We start from the raw sequence: 15,702 nt of genomic DNA on the forward strand, positions 1-15,702 counted from the left end.
TACACACAGCAACCCATAGACAAAAAAAAGCGACTCGCTAGAGTCGCTCAAGAGCTTAACACACAACAAATAGATACTAGAGTGAGGCTACTGCGGTTGCCGCTGCTGCCAAGGCAGTTGTTCGCGGTTCTTCACCTAGGTTAACGCCTTCAGCACGAATGATGTGAACATCAGTAATACCAACAAAAGCTAACGCTTGTTTTAAATAGCTTTCTTGATGATCCATGGCTGCTGCCTCACCTTGGCTGTAGATACCACCGCGACCTGATGCTATGTAAACGGTTTTATTGTTAAGTAAGCCAACCGGACCCTGTTCGGTATACTTAAAGGTCACGCCAGCTTTTAAAATACGATCTAACCAAGCTTTCAGCTGAGTTGGGATAGTAAAGTTGTACATAGGAGCGCCGATGACTAACACGTCGGCCGCTTGTACCTCAGCAATCAATTGCTGAGTAAGAGCGTTGTCGCCGTCTAATAATGTGCTTGCGTCTAAATGAGGCACAGGCTGCGTGACTAAGTCACGGTACACCAACTGAGTAGGCGATTGCTTCGCACTCAGGTGCGCAACTATGTCGGCGCTTAGTTTACGGCTGACAGACTGATCAATAAAAATGCCTGAATCTATGTGTAGAATATTCATAACAACCTCTTAAAATTTTGCGCTGTATGCTTGGGTATTAATTGATGATGGCTATTCTACACTGTTCCATATATGTCGGTAGCTAGGTATATTGGAAAGCATCGTTCCATATATGGAATAGTTGAGTCGTTAAAGGAAACCTATGGCATTACCTGATCTCACTAATTATTTAATCTTTGCCAAAGTGGTCGCAGCGGGCAGCGTCAGTGCCGGAGCCCGTGATCTGAAGATGCCAAAATCGACTGTCAGTCGACGCTTAACCGAGTTAGAAGAGCAGCAGGGGGTAAGACTGCTACATCGAAGTACGCGCGGCCTTAAGCTAACCGATGTGGGCCAGGCTTTTCTGGTGCATTGTGAAACGCTAGTGGCAGCGGCCGAAGCGGCGCAACAAGTGACGCAACTGGTGATGGATACACCGCGAGGGGATATTCATGTGAGCTCTCCCTATGCTATTAGCCAAAGCATGTTGGTGGCGTTATTACCCGAATTTATGGCCTTGTATCCTGAAGTACGGGTGAATCTGATGGTGACGAATAAGCCTGTGAACCTGATTGATGAGGGCATTGATGTAGCGCTGCGGGTGCGCTCAAGTATTGAAGATTCATCGCTGATTGCAAGACCGCTGGCCGATGCTCCCTTGACCCTTTATCGAAGCCCTACGTGCGGCGACGTTGCTGCGATAGCTAAAGAGTTACAACATCCGTTAGATTTGGTGCATTTTCCACATTTAAGTTTGCACTACACCAGCGGTCAATATCGCTATGACTTAACCTCAGATACGGGCGATAAATTAGCAGTGAGTTTCCGACCTCGGTTAATCACCGACGATATGATTGTTCTCAGAGAGGCTGCAATTGCTGGGTTGGGAATGGTGGCGCTGCCAAATTATTTGTGCCAACAGGCGGTAGCTGCCGGGCAATTAGAACGCGTGTTACCCGATTGGTCATTGCCACTAGGTATTATGCATATGGTGTACCCTTACCGCCGAGGCTTGCTGCCTGCGGTGCGGGTCTTTATAGATTTTTTGGCAGCCCGACTGCCGGTGATTGCGAAACGTTCGTTAACAAATATTGATTGAGTTTTAGCGCCGCTTCACTACAATCATTTAAACAAGCGTTTAAGTTTTATCGAAAACGTACTACTAATAACGATTTCAGAACAACACAAGGCCCAGACGATGGATTTTTCTCCGAGTGCCAAGACCCTGCAATATCGGCAGCGGTTAATTGACTTTATGCGCGAGCATATTGAACCAATAGAAGCCAATTACCACAAAGAAAATCGCCGCTTGAACCCAGATGGGCAATGGCGTGATTGGCAAGTCGCCCCGATGATTCATGAGCTTAAACAACGTGCCAAAGCAGCTGGGCTATGGAATCTATTTTTGCCCGACGCGGAACTCGGGGCAGGATTAACGACCCTCGAGTATGCGCCGTTAGCCGAGGTGATGGGGCATAGTTTAATTGCACCGGAAATTTTCAACTGCAATGCACCTGATACCGGCAACATGGAGGTGTTGTATCATTTTGGCAGTGCCGCGCAAAAGCAACAATGGCTAACGCCCTTGCTTGCCGGTGAGATTCGTTCGGTTTTTTGTATGACAGAACCGGATGTTGCTTCATCAGATGCAACTAACATGCAAACGCAAATTACTGCCGATGGTGATGATATCGTTATTCATGGGCGTAAATGGTGGTCTACTGGGTTAGGTCATCCACAGGCGAAGTTTGCCATAGTGATGGGCCTCACTAACCCGGAAGCAGCTAAACATCAGCGCCATAGTATGGTCATTGTGCCGCTTGATACCCCCGGCGTCACCGTGGAACGAATGCTCCCTGCTTTTGGTGAGTATGATGCACCGTACGGTCATGGCGAAGTGCTTTTTGATCAAGTTCGAGTACCTAAGGCAAACTTAATTAGCAACTTGGGTGACGGGTTTAAGATAGCTCAGGGGCGGTTGGGGCCAGGCCGTATTCATCATTGCATGCGCGCCTTAGGGGCCGCCGAGAAGGCCCTTCAGTTATTTATGCAGCGAGGGGCTGAACGTATTGCGTTTGGCAAGCCGCTGTTGCAGCTTGGTGGTAACTTAGAACGGGTTGCCGATATGCGGATAGCTATTGATCAAGCGCGACTGCTGACCTTTTATGCAGCATGGAAAATAGATCAAGTTGGGGCGATGAAAGCCCTTGCTGAAATTTCTGCAATCAAGGTCGCGGCACCTAATGCCTTGCAGATGGTGGTAGATGAAACCATTCAATTATTTGGTGGCGCAGGTATGAGCCATGATGTGCCGCTAACTGCTTTGTTTGCCGTAGCGCGCGCCTTACGCATTGCTGATGGTCCAGATGCTGTGCATCGAGCAACCATTGCTAAAGTTGAATTAGCTAAGTATCGGGAGCGCTAAGTGCAACAAGAGCAACATGTGCAACAAGAGCAAGCATTAGAAGATAAAGCCGGTCAGGTTCGTCCCGGTGAAGAGCTACCTGAAGCTGAGCTACTAGCTTATTTACAGCAACATTTAGAGGGCCTAACTGGGCCGATGCAGGTGACCCAGTTTAGTGGTGGGGCTTCAAACTGGACTTACCGTCTAGCTTGCGCCAATGCCGATTTAATTTTGCGGCGGCCACCGGCTGGCACGAAAGCTAAATCAGCTCATGACATGGGCCGCGAGTTTCGTATTCAGCAAGCGCTGAAACCGGTTTATCCCTATGTGCCTAAAATGCGCCATTATTGTGCAGATGAAAGCATTATTGGGGCCGATTTCTATATCATGGATCGGCTGCATGGCATTATTCCACGCAAAAATATGCCGCGCAATTTAGATTTATCCACCGCGCAAACACGCACCTTATGCCAACGTGCGTTAGACTGCCTCATAGAATTACATCAAGTTGACATTCATGCGGCCGGCTTGACGGATCTTGCTAAAGGTGAAGGCTACACAGAGCGCCAAGTGAGTGGTTGGAGTGAGCGCTATCGCCGCGCTAAAACCTGGAATGTGCCATCGGGTAAAGGCATCATGCGGTGGCTAGCTGAACACATGCCAACCACCGAAACCATTTGTATGACCCATAATGACTTCCGCTTTGATAATTTGGTGCTAGATAGCCAAGAGCCCACCAACATCATTGGGGTGTTGGATTGGGAACTGGCGACTTTGGGTAATCCATTAATGGATATTGGCAACAGCTTAGCCTATTGGATTCAAGCCGATGACGATGCTATTGCCCGTTCTACCAGGCGTCAGCCAACGCATTTGCCGGGGATGTTTACCCGTCAGCAAGTGGTTGATTACTACTGTGACAAAATGCAGCTTGATGCATCAGATTTCGCTTTTTACGAGGTGTTTGGGTTGTTTCGGTTAAGTGTGATAGCGCAACAAATCTATTATCGCTATCACCATGGTCAGACTCGTAATCCAGCTTTCAAGAATTTCTGGTTTTTGGTGAATTATTTGCATTGGCGCTGCCGCAAACGAATGAAACAAGGATAATGCATGCGTAAAACAATATTGATAACCGGCGCAAGCTCTGGATTAGGTGAGGGCATGGCCCGCGAATACGCTAAACAGGGGCGTGACCTCGCCCTATGTGCCCGCCGTACGGAACGTTTAGAGCAACTTAAAAGCGAAATAGCGCAACAGTATCCGAGCGTGAAAGTGTCCGTAAAAGCCTTGGATGTAAACGATCATGATGCAGTGTTTCAGGTGTTTAAAGAGTTTCAACAGGAATTTGGTAGCATCGATAGAGTGATCGTGAATGCAGGCATGGGCAAAGGTGCATCGCTAGGAACTGGCTATTTCTATGCCAATGTGCAAACCGCACAAACTAATTTTGTAGCTGCCTTGGCCCAATGTGAGGCGGCCTTAGAGATTTTCTACCAACAACAGCATGGCCATTTGGTGACCATCAGTTCGATTAGTGCGTTACGAGGTATGCCGCGCGCCATGACCGTTTATGCCGCTACTAAAGCTGGCTTATTGGCACTGACCGAAGGGATTCGCGCTGATTTAATTAGAACCAAATCAAAGGTTAAAGTAAGCGCTATTTTACCCGGGTTTATACGCTCTGAAATTAACGAAAAAGTTAAGAACACGCCCTTTATGGTGGATACTGAAACGGGCTGTAAGGCATTGGTGAAGGCGATTGAGCGAGAGCCGGTACAAGCTTATGTGCCCGGCTGGCCATGGGCGTTGATTGGCTTTTTAATGAAGCGTCTGCCGTTAAAGTGGGTGATGAAGTTAGGTTAACTCGTGTTAGCCCTAAGGCAGCGGGCAGTCTTCAGTGCGCTCGCTGCTTACCGCTAGGGTGAAGGGTTGACCTTGTTCATTACGGTAAATCACAGAACTTTTTGCCAACTGTAGGTCACCACGGCTATGACTGTGATGAATGATGAGTTGGCCATGTTTAGCTAAGCTCACAGTCAGGCATTGGCCTTGCTCGGCAGTCGCGATACGTTGCCAATCGTTACTGAGTGGTTGGCGTAGCCAGACTTCAAAGCCTTGCCATTGCTCACGTTTACCGCGTTGGCACTGGTAGACTTGAATTTCAGCGGCTACGGCAGACTGGTCGTTGGCTTTGAGTGGTAACACCTGCAAGGCTTCGCAGGCGGCCGCGGTTGGCGGCTCTGGCTCAAAGACCCACCATTTGTATAACAATACCGACACAAACAGCACGGCTAAAGTGATCACTGCAGCAATAACCCATAACATCAGTCGGTTTGCAGCAGAACGTAATTTAGCCAGCATTGTTTATCCTTTTTTGCTCAATCAGTATTAACATCGCCAAATCTTGGGTGGCCATTATCCCAATCTTGTTGTGCTTGCTCAACCCGTGCAAGCTCGGTGCTGACAAAATTCCAGCGCATAAACAGATGTTGACCAAATGGCTCACCACCTAATACCAGCACTCGAGTATCTGCGGCAAGCTCTATTTCTAAATGGTCACGTTCACTGCCTAGATCCAGTAATTGATGGGCAGTAATGGGCTGGGTTAGTTCACTGTCCACCAGATATAAGCTGCCACTCACGATATAGATAGCATGTTCAAACGAGGGGTTAAGTGACAAGCTTAGCACTGTGGTACGAGGGGTGGTTAGGCTTAATGCCAGGCTTGGATGAAAACTTAGCGCAGGTGATTGCCAGCGCTGCTTCAGTAAACGGTCGTAATAGTCGCCAACAATTAGGGTGGCAGTGCATTCGCCTAGGGCAAACTGTGGCAAATCGCGATAGTGATCAAAGCGTGGGTAAGTTAGCTCATCAGCTGGGGGTAAGGCGGACCATAATTGCAGCCCATGCAAAGGCTGGGTGGGATTATCTTGCGCTATTTCGGCATGACTGATACCGCGGCCTGAGGTCATTAGATTTAACTCACCTGGGCGCAAGGCTTGTTGATAACCTAAGCTATCATAGTGCATGAGTTCGCCCGAATATAACCAAGTTATCGTCTGTAGCCCAATGTGCGGATGAGGCGGGATATTGAAATCCTGATAGGCGGGCGTTGTTAGAGGACCGAAATGGTCTAAAAAACACCAAGGACCAATCATTCTTAGCTCTGCTTGCGGCACCACCCGCTGCACTTGCAACTGAGCGGTTAATGGCTTGGTTTTGCTATGCAGGATCTTTAATACACCGCCGCCTGGATTAGAGTCACATTCTTGTAAGTGCTGATCGTTGGCGCTTCTACTCATGGGCTTTACTCGCAAAGGGTAGCTAATATCGATAGCCATCAGTATGGCATTGGCCACGACAATAGTCGAATATCCACCCAAGAGGCTTTATTCGGCATCCAAATTTAAGTAAGGTGAGGTCCTAACCTAAGGAGATAATCATGATTTATGCAATCTTGATTCTAGTCATCGGGTTTGCCGCTATGTTGAGCGGCGTATGGGAGCACAACCTGGTGACCATTATTATTGGTTTAGTCATGCAAGCAGGTGGTGCAATCGGATTTTTTATCAGTTGGCGCAAAGCCGCTAAGCAAGGACATATAAACAACAATGACAACTAGTATTGCGAAGCGAATTGCCGCATTGGCTGTAATTATAGTGGGGCTGTTGTTACTGGTGCTAGCACCAGCAGGCGATGCCACCTCAAGTTATCGGATTGTTGGCCTGTTAGTGGCTGCTGCCGGTGGCGCTTGGCTAGGGGCGCAACGACGAGATACCAGTGAGGTGACTGATGAACCTTATCAGCAGCCCGTATTGCGTTGGTATCAAGCACCGATTGTGTTGTTTCCCATTATCTTAGTGATTGTGGCAGGCTTAGTTTATTTGGCCATGTAGTTGTGCTGCCCGAGCTAAACTTGAGTAAAACAAAGACCTTTTGATTATTACTTTAGAGCCCTAACAGGGCTCATTTCACAGGATGAATTATGGCGTTAACAACCCGATTAGTCATTTTGGCTGGTTTAATTGGCCTGATGTTTTATAACCTCAGCGACCAGCGCCTTGCCGCACTTATTATTGATTACCAGTTAGGCTGGTACAAGCTGGGCGTGCCACTTGCTTGGGGCTTGGTGTTGGGAGCCTTGCTGCAGTTGCTTGGGCTGAAGCAACTGCATAAATTTTTAGAGCCTATTACCTTTATTGCCGTATGTGTGATGACCATCGGATTAACTGGTGCGGCTGCTATTTTCGGTGCTCACCAAACGGCGATCTTGATGTTGCCGGCACTACAAATAGCCACCATAGGTTTGGGCGTTTATCTATTTGCCTATAGCTATGCGCGCTTTGCCGGAGCACGAGAATCGTCATCAACTGCCACAGGCAAGGATGAGTGATGCTATTGAACTGCGATATGGGCGAAAGTTTTGGCGCCTGGCAGATGGGCAATGATGCGGCAGTGATGCCGTACATTGATATGGCCAATATCGCCTGTGGCTTTCATGCGGGTAGCCCGGCCATCATGGCTGAAACCGTAGCTTTGGCGAAACAGCACCAAGTATTGATTGGCGCGCATCCGGCGTATCCAGATTTAGAAGGGTTTGGGCGCCGTTCGATGAGTTTTCAGCAAAGCGAATTAGCCGCCATTTTAACCTATCAGATAGGGGCTATGGAGGCTATTTGTGCACAACAAGGGGAGACTTTAGCTTATGTTAAACCCCATGGCGCCTTGTATAACGATAAGCAAAGTCAACCGCATTTGTTTGAGACGGTCGTGCAAGTGCTAGCGGAGCGTAATCGTCATCGTCAGCAACCCTTGCGCTTAATGACCCTAGCTCCGTTAGTTTCGGCCGCAAACACCGCCGTTACTTGGCAGCAACAACTTGCTCACCGCTACGGCGTGCCGTTATGGTTTGAGGCTTTTGCTGACCGGCGTTATGAGGCCAACGGTCAGTTACGTGCGCGGCGCCATGCCGATGCAGTGTTACAGACCAGCGCTGAGATTCTCAGCCAAGCCCAAGCGCTAGCCCAGCAACACCCCATTAACGCCAGTGATGGCAGTAGCATTCAGTTGCAGGCCGACACCTTGTGTGTGCATGGCGATAATGCTGAGTCCATAGCTACGGTAGCGGCTATTCGTAAAGCCCTCACCGAGATCACGCGGTCAACCACAGGTACGACCGCAGTCAAGCCGCAATGACAGCAAGGTTATCAGACTCCCAGCAGCCCCTAGCACAGGTGGAAATAGCTGCCGCAGATGCCTTGTTGGTTCGTTTTGCGAACCGAATTGATCGCAAGATTAATGCGCAAGTATTGGCTTTGCGAGACGTACTGCAACAGCGACAGCAGAGCGGCCAGTGGCCTTGGCTGTTGGAGCTAGCACCGGCCTATCATAGTCTGCTGGTGCATTTAGATATTCGCCACATCTTGCCCGATGCCGCTCAACATCAGATCCAGCAGCTGTTAGCACAGCCCGAGCTGGTGCTGCAGTTGCAGGCCGCAATGCCAGCCAGTAAGCCTGATACAATCCACCAGATTGACGTGTGTTACCACCCCAAATTAGCGGCTGATTTGCAAGTTATTGCCAGCGCTGCGAATTTGTCAGTAGCCGAAGTGATAGCTTTGCATACCCAACCCACCTACCATGTGTATGCATTGGGGTTTGCGCCACAATTTGCTTATTTAGGAGATGTGCCTGAACCACTGCGGCTGCCGCGTTTAGCCACCCCTCGACAACAGGTTCCAGCCGGGAGCGTGGCTATTGCCAATCAGCAAACAGCGATTTATCCGCGCACCTCGCCAGGTGGATGGCAATTGATTGGACGAGCCGTAAGCTGGCCTCAGTTGCAAGCAGGTGATCAAGTTCGCTTCAGGTCGATTAGTTTAAGCCACTATCAACAAGCGGCAGCAGCCATTCACTCGGCGAGCGCGCGCGAATGAGCTTACGCATACTGCAATCTGGGCCGCTAACCACCCTGCAAGATTTTGGCAGATTTGGCTATCTACACCAGGGTATCAGTGTGGGCGGGCCTCTTGATGAGCAAGCTTTTCTGTGGGCTAATAGGTTGTTAAATAACCACTTTAATGCGGCCCAGTTAGAAATTACCTTGGGTGGCTTTCGTGCAGAATTTACCGCGGCTACGGCGTGGGTTGTGACAGGGGCTGAGCTGCCTATGAGCCTGAACGGTCAACCAGTGCCGGCGCAGCAGGTTCAACTGGCAGCGGCTGGTGACGTCCTGACGGTCGCACCGGGCGGAGTTGGCTTACGCGCTTACTTAGCTGTTGCTGGCGGCTTACTCGCCACGCCCCTCTACGGCAGCGTTGCTACCGTGGTGCGTGATGGCTTAGGAGGATTGCAGCAGCAGGGACAAGCAGTGCAAAGTGGCGATCAGATCGCTTACGCAACAGTGCCTGGTTATCGCACTCTGCTGGGGCGCCGCCCCGGGCGCAGCGTGGCGCCGCAGTTACCAACCGCAGCCACAGGCGCTCGCGACAAACCTGTTATTCTAGAGGTGATAGCTAGCGGACAGTATGCGCAGTTTGAACCGGAGCAACAGCAACTCTTTACGGATCAGCTGTACCAAGTGACGCCAGCCCAAGACCGGATGGGGGTGCGTTTAGCCGCAGCCGAGCCTTTGCAGTGGCCTCATGCACAAATCATTTCTGAGCCACTACCGGTCGGAGCTGTCCAAATTCCCCCCAACGGGCAACCGATTGTGATGCTCAAAGACCGGCAAACGCTGGGCGGTTATCCTAAACTAGCAACCCTAACGTGGCGAGCTCAGAATACGCTGGCGCAATTGCCAGCGGCTACTGAAATACAATTTCGCTGGGTTAGCGCAACCGCGGCAGCGCGCCACTTGCAGCAGGTTTATCAATTCTTTCAGGTGCAGCGTTAGGCCTTGCACCTATGCTAAGAACCTGCGATCATAGCGGTCATTTTTTCAGGTCTATTTACTGGAGACAACGAATCCATGGCAGCAGATGCGCCCCGTAGTAATTTCATTCGTCAAATTATCGATCAAGACCTAGCTTCAGGAAAGCATAACCAGGTACATACAAGGTTTCCGCCAGAGCCAAATGGTTTTTTACATATCGGTCATGCCAAATCCATCGTGTTGAACTTTGGCATTGCTGAAGACTATCAAGGCACCTGTAACTTACGCTTTGATGACACCAATCCGTTGAAAGAAAAAGTGGATTATGTGCACTCGATTCAAGCCGATGTGCAATGGCTGGGATACCACTGGAATGGTAAACCACGTTACTCATCTGATTATTTTGAGCAATTACACGGTTATGCGGTAGAGCTGATTGAAAAGGGCTTGGCTTATTGTGATTTTTCGAGCCAAGAACAAATGCGAGAAATGCGTGGCACCCTGAAGCAGCCGGGTAGCAATAGTCCTTATCGAGATACTAGCGTTGCAGAAAACCTGCAAATTTTCGCGGACATGACAGCGGGTAAGTATCAAGAAGGCGAAGTTTGTCTGCGTGCCAAAATCGATATGAGCTCACCTTTTATGTGCATGCGCGATCCGGTGATTTATCGGGTTCGGTTTGCTCATCATCACCAAACGGGTGACACTTGGTGTGTGTATCCTATGTACGATTTTACTCATTGTATTTCAGATGCTATTGAGGGGATCACCCATTCACTTTGTACCCTTGAGTTCCAAGATAACCGTCGCTTGTACGATTGGGTCTTGGATAACATCAGCATTGAATGCCACCCCCAGCAGATTGAGTTTTCGCGCTTAAGCCTGCAATACACGGTGATGAGTAAACGTAAACTAAATCAATTGGTTGAAGAGCAACGAGTGAGTGGTTGGGATGACCCTCGTATGCCAACTATTGCTGGTATGCGTCGCCGCGGCTATACGCCGGCTTCTATCCGTGAGTTCTGTCACCGCATTGGTGTCACCAAAATGGATAATCAAGTAGAGATGAGCATGCTGGAGGCTTGTATTCGTGATGAGCTAAATCAGCATGCGCCTCGTGCGATGGCGGTATTAGATCCGGTGCGTTTGGTGATTGAGAACTATCCGCAGGATCACGTTGAGCAACTGCAAGCGCCAAATCATCCGAATGATGACAGTATGGGCACTCGCACGGTACCTTTTGCGCGCGAAATATTGATTGAAGCAGATGATTTTCGTGAAGAAGCCAACAAAAAATACAAGCGTCTGGTGCTTGGAAAAGAAGTGCGGTTACGCAATGCCTATGTGATTAAAGCCGAGCGCGTTGAAAAAGACGAGCATGGCAATATCACCACTATTTTCTGTAGCTACGATGCTGATACTTTAGGCCAAGATCCTGCCGATGGACGTAAAGTAAAAGGCGTTATCCATTGGGTTGCAGCGGCTCATGCTAAACCAGCTGAGTTTAGGTTGTACGATCGCTTGTTCCAAGTGCCAAACCCAGCAGCAGAAGAAGATTTTGCGGCCACGCTTAACCCACAATCTTTAGTGGTTAAGCATGGCTTTGTGGAAGCTTCGTTAGCAGACGCTCAGGTAGAAAAAGCTTATCAGTTTGAACGTATTGGCTACTTCTGTGCCGATAGCAAAGACCACAATGCCGAGCATTTGGTCTTTAACCAAACGGTAGGTTTACGTGATACTTGGTCCGATGAAGGCGAGTAAGCTAATTTAGCAAAAAGTTAAATAGATTTGCGTTACCGCAACTTTTAATGCCACAATCCCTGCTAGTAAAACAGCAGGGATTGTTTGTTAATGCCGTTACCGAAAAACCCATACCCCGATTTAAGTGATGCCCAAGTACGTGAGCAGTTGCAATGGCTTGAGACCATGATGACGCGCTCAAAAGTAGCGACTTGGAAGTTACATCGTCCCAGCATGAAAATGTTCATCAACTCGGCCCTAGCTGAGTTGTTAGGCCAGTCATGGCAGCGAGAACAAAGCTATCCTTTTGAGTTGTTAGTGGAAGCGATGCATGCAGAGTGTCGTCATTCGGCTATGGCTGTGATGCAACAATTGTGGGCTGGCGATCTTGAGCATGCTGATGTGATCTTTCGGGTGACAGCAGCACATGGCCAAGCGCGTACCATTCGCGATACAGTATCGGTGATTAGTCACGATCGGCAAGGGCAAGCTGAATGGCTCACCGGAGTCTGGATTGATATGACAGACACAGTGATGGCCCATCATCGCTTGGAGCGAATAGCTAGTACTGTGCCTGGGGTTATCTATCAGTTCTCTATGTATCCTGATGGGCGTATGTGTTTTCCTTACGCCAGTGCGGGTATCAAAGCTATTTATGGTGTTGATGCGGACGTTGTTAGCACCGATGGCAGTGCCGTGTTTGATGCCATTCATCCGGCTGATCGTGAACGGGTACGCAGTAGCATTCAGCAATCAGCCGAAAGTCTACAGCCTTGGTTTTGCGAGTATCGTATTGTACGAGGAGAACAAACCCGTTGGGTGGCCGGTAACGCTATGCCAGAACTGGATGCCGAAGGCGTGTATCACTGGTTTGGTCAGATCGTGGATACCACGTTAGATAAACAACGTGAGTTAGAGCTGGAAGAAAGCCGAATCACCTTAAAACGAGCCCAAGAAATAGCCGAGTTAGGTTACTGGAAAGCAAATTTTGCTACCGGCGAGCTCTATTGGTCAGATAAAATTTACGACATTTTCGGGCTCGATAAAGATACCGTAAAACCTAGTATTAGTTTGTTTCAGCAAGCTGTTCACCCAGACGATTTAGCGTTGGTGTTAGCGAGTGAACAACAGGCAAAAAAATTCGGCACGCACGATGTCGTGCATCGGATTATTCGCCCGGATGGCAGTGTTCGTTGGGTGCACGAGTTAGCTGACTATAACCAGTATATCCATGAAGACATTCTGATCGGGACAGTGCGAGATATCACGGAACAAAAAATTTATGAGCAAGAGCTTGAACGCTTGTCCATTACTGATGAATTAACAGGGGTTTATAATCGGCGCTATTTTATGCAGCAACTTGAGCAGTTGGTAGTGCGCTTTACGCCTTCTACCCAAGCCGTTGTAGCTATCTTTGATATTGATTATTTTAAACAGATTAACGATAACTACGGGCACGCCGAAGGTGATGCGGTGTTACGTCGCTTAGCTCAATTCATGCAACAGCAATTACGCCCCGGTGATATCTTCGCTCGTACTGGCGGAGAGGAGTTTGGATTGTTACTGCACCGCACTAATGCGGCAGATGCCAAGCGTCGCCTTAATGCAATTCGCATCTTAGTCAATGAATTAGAATTTGTGCCTAGCACAGGGACAGAGCAGCCTTATCGAGTATCGGCAACCATTGGTTTAACCAACGTGCATGTGGATGACGACAAGGATAGTGTGTTGTATCGAGCCGATCACGCCCTTTATTTTGGTAAAAACAAAGGGCGTAATTGTGTTATTTGGGCTGACGACGAGGCTGATGCCGACGTTGTCTAGGTTGTTGGGCTGGCTTTTTAGGAGCCGGCCGACCTTTGTTTAAATCAACCGGTTGGTAGCCAGGCGCACTGATACGTTCAAGTTTTTGATCAATCAACCGCTCAATTGCCTTGAGTTGTTTCACTTCTTCCGGGCTCACTAAGCTTAAGGCATGGCCACTAGCACCAGCACGTGCCGTACGGCCAATACGATGCACGTAGTCTTCAGCAACGTTAGGTAAGTCGTAGTTTACTACCAGTGGTAGTAAATCGATATCAATACCACGTGCAGCTATATCAGTAGCAACTAATACCTGTACTCGATTATTTTTGAAGTCATCCAGCGCTTTGGTACGGGCACCTTGGCTTTTATTGCCATGAATGGCGGCGGCCAAAAAACCATGCCCATCCAACTGCTTCACTAATCGATTAGCACCGTGCTTGGTACGAGTGAAGACCAACACTTGCGGTGTATTGCGTTCACGCAAGAGTTGCGCCAACAATTGCGTCTTCTGGTTTTGTTCAACACCATAGATGGATTGTTCGACTCGCTCAGCCGTAGTGTTTGGAGGGGCGACAGAAACTTCTACAGGATCATTCACCAAACCTTTTGCTAGCGCTCTAATTTCGTCTGAAAACGTCGCTGAAAAAAGCAGGTTCTGGCGTTTCTTCGGTAAAATCCTTAAGATTTTCTTGATGTCGTGAATGAAGCCCATGTCTAGCATACGGTCTGCTTCGTCTAACACCAAAATCTCAAGCTGATTAAATTTGACGGCATTTTGTTGAAATAAATCTAATAACCGACCTGGGGTAGCAATGAGGATATCGACGCCTTTGCGAAGTTTCATCATCTGTGGGTTGATACCCACGCCGCCAAACACCACGGCAGAGGATAAACTCAGATTTCGACCGTAAGTAGCTACGCTTTCTGCCACTTGGGCAGCAAGTTCACGCGTAGGGGTCAGAATTAAAGCACGCACATGGTTTGAGCGTGCGCGCTCACCATCTTTGAGTAATTCTAAGATAGGTAAAGTAAAACCAGCGGTTTTGCCGGTTCCTGTTTGTGCTGCTGCCATCACATCTTTGCCTGCTAACACAGAAGGTATGGCTTGTTGTTGAATGGGGGTAGGGCTGGTATAACCTTGTTCGTTAAGAACACTTAAAACTTCTGGCGCTAGGCCTAAATCAGAAAAACTCATCAACGGCTGTGGTCTCTTTTTGCGTGAGGATGCTACCAGTATCACACTGGTAGCATCGGTATCTAGGTAGGATTATTCGCTACTTTGATTGTTTTCGCAGGTATCTGGTGACTGACATTCACCATACAAATACAAGCTATGATTGGTCAGTTTAACGTTATGTGCGGTAGCAATATCACGTTGACGCTGTTCAATCATTTCATCTTCAAATTCAAAAACATGACCACAGGTTAAACAGACCAGATGGTCGTGGTGGTCTTTATTGCTTAGCTCAAACAGTGAGCGACCGCCTTCAAAATGGTGACGACTTACAATACCTGCATCATCAAATTGGTTGAGAACGCGATACACGGTAGCTAAACCTATCTCTTCGTTTTTCTCCAACAAGATCTTATACACGTCTTCAGCACTTACGTGCTGATTAGCCGGGTTTTTGAGTATCTCCAGCACTTTAATCCGTGGTGAAGTTACTTTTAGTCCGGCTTTTTTCAGTTGTAATTCGTCTTTGCTGCTCATGTCTCTACATCGCTTAGTTAGGCGAGTTGGTCTAAGCCCATCTCTGTACGGATTTGCGCACACCATTGTTGCACGCGCTCTTTAGTGAGTTCAGGCTGACGATCTTCGTCGATGCCTAACCCAACAAAGTGGTCATCATCAACTAAAGCACGTGAGGCGTCAAATTGATATCCTGCGGTCGACCAGTGGCCAATGATAATTCCGCCACGTGCCTCAACGATATCGCGCACGGTTCCCATGGCATCAAGAAAATACTCAGCGTAATCTTCTTGGTCGCCACAACCAAAAATAGCAATCAGTTTGTTGTTGAAATCAATTTCTTCTAATTCAGGGAAGAAATCGTCCCAATCACATTGGGCTTCGCCGTAGTACCATGTTGGAATACCGAACATTAACAGGTCGTATGAGGCGATGTCTTCTTTGCTGGATTTGGCAATATCAAATACATCAATTAGGTTCTTACCTAATTCTTTTTGAATCATCTGTGCAACAGCTTCGGTGTTACCGGTGTCACTTCCAAAGAAAATACCAACACTAGCCATAAA

At 48.4% G+C, this 15,702-nt stretch carries 18 protein-coding genes; 12 read left to right on the forward strand and 6 right to left on the reverse strand.

The window, feature by feature from the left end; genetic code table 11:
• Positions 1–76 precede the first annotated feature (76 nt).
• Positions 77–640: an FMN-dependent NADH-azoreductase gene (locus KGF88_RS03040; protein WP_153826039.1), complete on the reverse strand. Its 564-nt coding sequence runs from the start codon at positions 638–640 to the stop codon at positions 77–79.
• Between the two features lie 142 nt (positions 641–782).
• Here KGF88_RS03040 and KGF88_RS03045 point away from each other — a divergent pair, with 142 nt between their 5' ends.
• From KGF88_RS03045 to KGF88_RS03060, 4 genes are all read left to right on the forward strand, one after another.
• A complete protein-coding gene (locus tag KGF88_RS03045; protein WP_153826040.1) occupies positions 783–1,718 on the forward strand; it encodes a LysR family transcriptional regulator in 936 nt (311 codons plus the stop codon).
• A 99-nt stretch (positions 1,719–1,817) separates the two neighbouring features.
• On the forward strand, positions 1,818–3,044 hold the full coding sequence (locus KGF88_RS03050; protein WP_153826041.1) for an acyl-CoA dehydrogenase family protein: 1,227 nt from the start codon (positions 1,818–1,820) through the stop codon (positions 3,042–3,044).
• Positions 3,045–4,133, forward strand: coding sequence for a phosphotransferase family protein (locus tag KGF88_RS03055; protein ID WP_257119961.1), 1,089 nt, complete (start codon positions 3,045–3,047; stop codon positions 4,131–4,133). It begins immediately after the preceding gene.
• Between the two features lie 3 nt (positions 4,134–4,136).
• Positions 4,137–4,889, forward strand: a complete 753-nt coding sequence (locus tag KGF88_RS03060) for an SDR family oxidoreductase (protein WP_110075332.1) — start codon at positions 4,137–4,139, stop codon at positions 4,887–4,889.
• A 12-nt stretch (positions 4,890–4,901) separates the two neighbouring features.
• Here KGF88_RS03060 and KGF88_RS03065 read toward each other — a convergent pair whose 3' ends face one another.
• Positions 4,902–5,387 (reverse strand): hypothetical protein, encoded by a 486-nt coding sequence (locus KGF88_RS03065; RefSeq protein ID WP_110075331.1) that lies wholly within the window; start codon positions 5,385–5,387, stop codon positions 4,902–4,904.
• A gap of 17 nt (positions 5,388–5,404) precedes the next feature.
• Positions 5,405–6,328: a pirin family protein gene (locus KGF88_RS03070; protein WP_162014493.1), complete on the reverse strand. Its 924-nt coding sequence runs from the start codon at positions 6,326–6,328 to the stop codon at positions 5,405–5,407.
• A gap of 140 nt (positions 6,329–6,468) precedes the next feature.
• Here KGF88_RS03070 and KGF88_RS03075 point away from each other — a divergent pair, with 140 nt between their 5' ends.
• From KGF88_RS03075 to KGF88_RS03110, 8 genes are all read left to right on the forward strand, one after another.
• Positions 6,469–6,648: a hypothetical protein gene (locus KGF88_RS03075; protein WP_153826043.1), complete on the forward strand. Its 180-nt coding sequence runs from the start codon at positions 6,469–6,471 to the stop codon at positions 6,646–6,648.
• Positions 6,638–6,922, forward strand: coding sequence for a hypothetical protein (locus tag KGF88_RS03080; protein WP_153826044.1), 285 nt, complete (start codon positions 6,638–6,640; stop codon positions 6,920–6,922). Before KGF88_RS03075 ends, KGF88_RS03080 begins: the two co-directional genes overlap by 11 nt.
• Before the next feature lie 89 nt (positions 6,923–7,011).
• Positions 7,012–7,419 (forward strand): hypothetical protein, encoded by a 408-nt coding sequence (locus KGF88_RS03085; RefSeq protein ID WP_153826045.1) that lies wholly within the window; start codon positions 7,012–7,014, stop codon positions 7,417–7,419.
• Entirely contained in the window at positions 7,419–8,222 is an 804-nt protein-coding gene (locus tag KGF88_RS03090) for a 5-oxoprolinase subunit PxpA (RefSeq protein WP_153826046.1), read from the forward strand. The genes KGF88_RS03085 and KGF88_RS03090 overlap by 1 nt, the downstream gene beginning before the upstream one ends.
• On the forward strand, positions 8,219–8,962 hold the full coding sequence (locus KGF88_RS03095; protein ID WP_153826047.1) for a 5-oxoprolinase subunit B family protein: 744 nt from the start codon (positions 8,219–8,221) through the stop codon (positions 8,960–8,962). The genes KGF88_RS03090 and KGF88_RS03095 overlap by 4 nt, the downstream gene beginning before the upstream one ends.
• The gene (locus tag KGF88_RS03100) at positions 8,959–9,921 is read left to right on the forward strand and encodes a biotin-dependent carboxyltransferase family protein (RefSeq protein WP_153826048.1); all 963 of its coding nucleotides are present in this window, start codon (positions 8,959–8,961) and stop codon (positions 9,919–9,921) included. Before KGF88_RS03095 ends, KGF88_RS03100 begins: the two co-directional genes overlap by 4 nt.
• A gap of 75 nt (positions 9,922–9,996) precedes the next feature.
• On the forward strand, positions 9,997–11,661 hold the full coding sequence (gene glnS / locus KGF88_RS03105) for a glutamine--tRNA ligase (protein ID WP_153826049.1): 1,665 nt from the start codon (positions 9,997–9,999) through the stop codon (positions 11,659–11,661).
• A 90-nt stretch (positions 11,662–11,751) separates the two neighbouring features.
• Positions 11,752–13,464, forward strand: a complete 1,713-nt coding sequence (locus KGF88_RS03110; RefSeq protein WP_153826050.1) for a sensor domain-containing diguanylate cyclase — start codon at positions 11,752–11,754, stop codon at positions 13,462–13,464.
• On the opposite strand, the gene KGF88_RS03115 is transcribed toward KGF88_RS03110, so the two are convergent.
• From KGF88_RS03115 to fldA, 3 genes are all read right to left on the reverse strand, one after another.
• Positions 13,424–14,641: a DEAD/DEAH box helicase gene (locus KGF88_RS03115; RefSeq protein ID WP_153826051.1), complete on the reverse strand. Its 1,218-nt coding sequence runs from the start codon at positions 14,639–14,641 to the stop codon at positions 13,424–13,426. The genes KGF88_RS03110 and KGF88_RS03115 overlap by 41 nt on opposite strands.
• Before the next feature lie 72 nt (positions 14,642–14,713).
• Positions 14,714–15,157 carry a ferric iron uptake transcriptional regulator gene (gene fur, locus KGF88_RS03120; RefSeq protein WP_110075319.1) on the reverse strand — a complete coding sequence of 148 codons (444 nt, stop codon included), beginning with the start codon at positions 15,155–15,157 and terminating at the stop codon, positions 14,714–14,716.
• A gap of 17 nt (positions 15,158–15,174) precedes the next feature.
• Positions 15,175–15,699, reverse strand: coding sequence for a flavodoxin FldA (fldA, locus tag KGF88_RS03125; RefSeq protein WP_110075318.1), 525 nt, complete (start codon positions 15,697–15,699; stop codon positions 15,175–15,177).
• Positions 15,700–15,702 lie beyond the last annotated feature (3 nt).

The sequence above is a fragment of the Idiomarina loihiensis genome (genome assembly GCF_024584785.1).
In the GTDB taxonomy this organism is placed as follows: domain Bacteria; phylum Pseudomonadota; class Gammaproteobacteria; order Enterobacterales; family Alteromonadaceae; genus Pseudidiomarina; species Pseudidiomarina fusca.

Bases quoted from the DNA above. Each gene is read 5' to 3' on its own strand.
- KGF88_RS03050 (WP_153826041.1), top strand. From the start codon at position 1,818: ATGGATTTTTCTCCGAGTGCCAAGACCCTGCAATATCGGCAGCGGTTA.
- KGF88_RS03085 (WP_153826045.1), top strand. From the start codon at position 7,012: ATGGCGTTAACAACCCGATTAGTCATTTTGGCTGGTTTAATTGGCCTG.
- KGF88_RS03100 (WP_153826048.1), top strand. From the start codon at position 8,959: ATGAGCTTACGCATACTGCAATCTGGGCCGCTAACCACCCTGCAAGAT.
- KGF88_RS03115 (WP_153826051.1), bottom strand. From the start codon at position 14,641: ATGAGTTTTTCTGATTTAGGCCTAGCGCCAGAAGTTTTAAGTGTTCTT.
- KGF88_RS03065 (WP_110075331.1), bottom strand. From the start codon at position 5,387: ATGCTGGCTAAATTACGTTCTGCTGCAAACCGACTGATGTTATGGGTT.
- fldA (WP_110075318.1), bottom strand. From the start codon at position 15,699: ATGGCTAGTGTTGGTATTTTCTTTGGAAGTGACACCGGTAACACCGAA.
- glnS (WP_153826049.1), top strand. From the start codon at position 9,997: ATGGCAGCAGATGCGCCCCGTAGTAATTTCATTCGTCAAATTATCGAT.
- KGF88_RS03075 (WP_153826043.1), top strand. From the start codon at position 6,469: ATGATTTATGCAATCTTGATTCTAGTCATCGGGTTTGCCGCTATGTTG.
- fur (WP_110075319.1), bottom strand. From the start codon at position 15,157: ATGAGCAGCAAAGACGAATTACAACTGAAAAAAGCCGGACTAAAAGTA.
- KGF88_RS03095 (WP_153826047.1), top strand. From the start codon at position 8,219: ATGACAGCAAGGTTATCAGACTCCCAGCAGCCCCTAGCACAGGTGGAA.
- KGF88_RS03080 (WP_153826044.1), top strand. From the start codon at position 6,638: ATGACAACTAGTATTGCGAAGCGAATTGCCGCATTGGCTGTAATTATA.
- KGF88_RS03110 (WP_153826050.1), top strand. From the start codon at position 11,752: ATGCCGTTACCGAAAAACCCATACCCCGATTTAAGTGATGCCCAAGTA.
- KGF88_RS03060 (WP_110075332.1), top strand. From the start codon at position 4,137: ATGCGTAAAACAATATTGATAACCGGCGCAAGCTCTGGATTAGGTGAG.
- KGF88_RS03090 (WP_153826046.1), top strand. From the start codon at position 7,419: ATGCTATTGAACTGCGATATGGGCGAAAGTTTTGGCGCCTGGCAGATG.
- KGF88_RS03070 (WP_162014493.1), bottom strand. From the start codon at position 6,328: ATGAGTAGAAGCGCCAACGATCAGCACTTACAAGAATGTGACTCTAAT.
- KGF88_RS03045 (WP_153826040.1), top strand. From the start codon at position 783: ATGGCATTACCTGATCTCACTAATTATTTAATCTTTGCCAAAGTGGTC.
- KGF88_RS03040 (WP_153826039.1), bottom strand. From the start codon at position 640: ATGAATATTCTACACATAGATTCAGGCATTTTTATTGATCAGTCTGTC.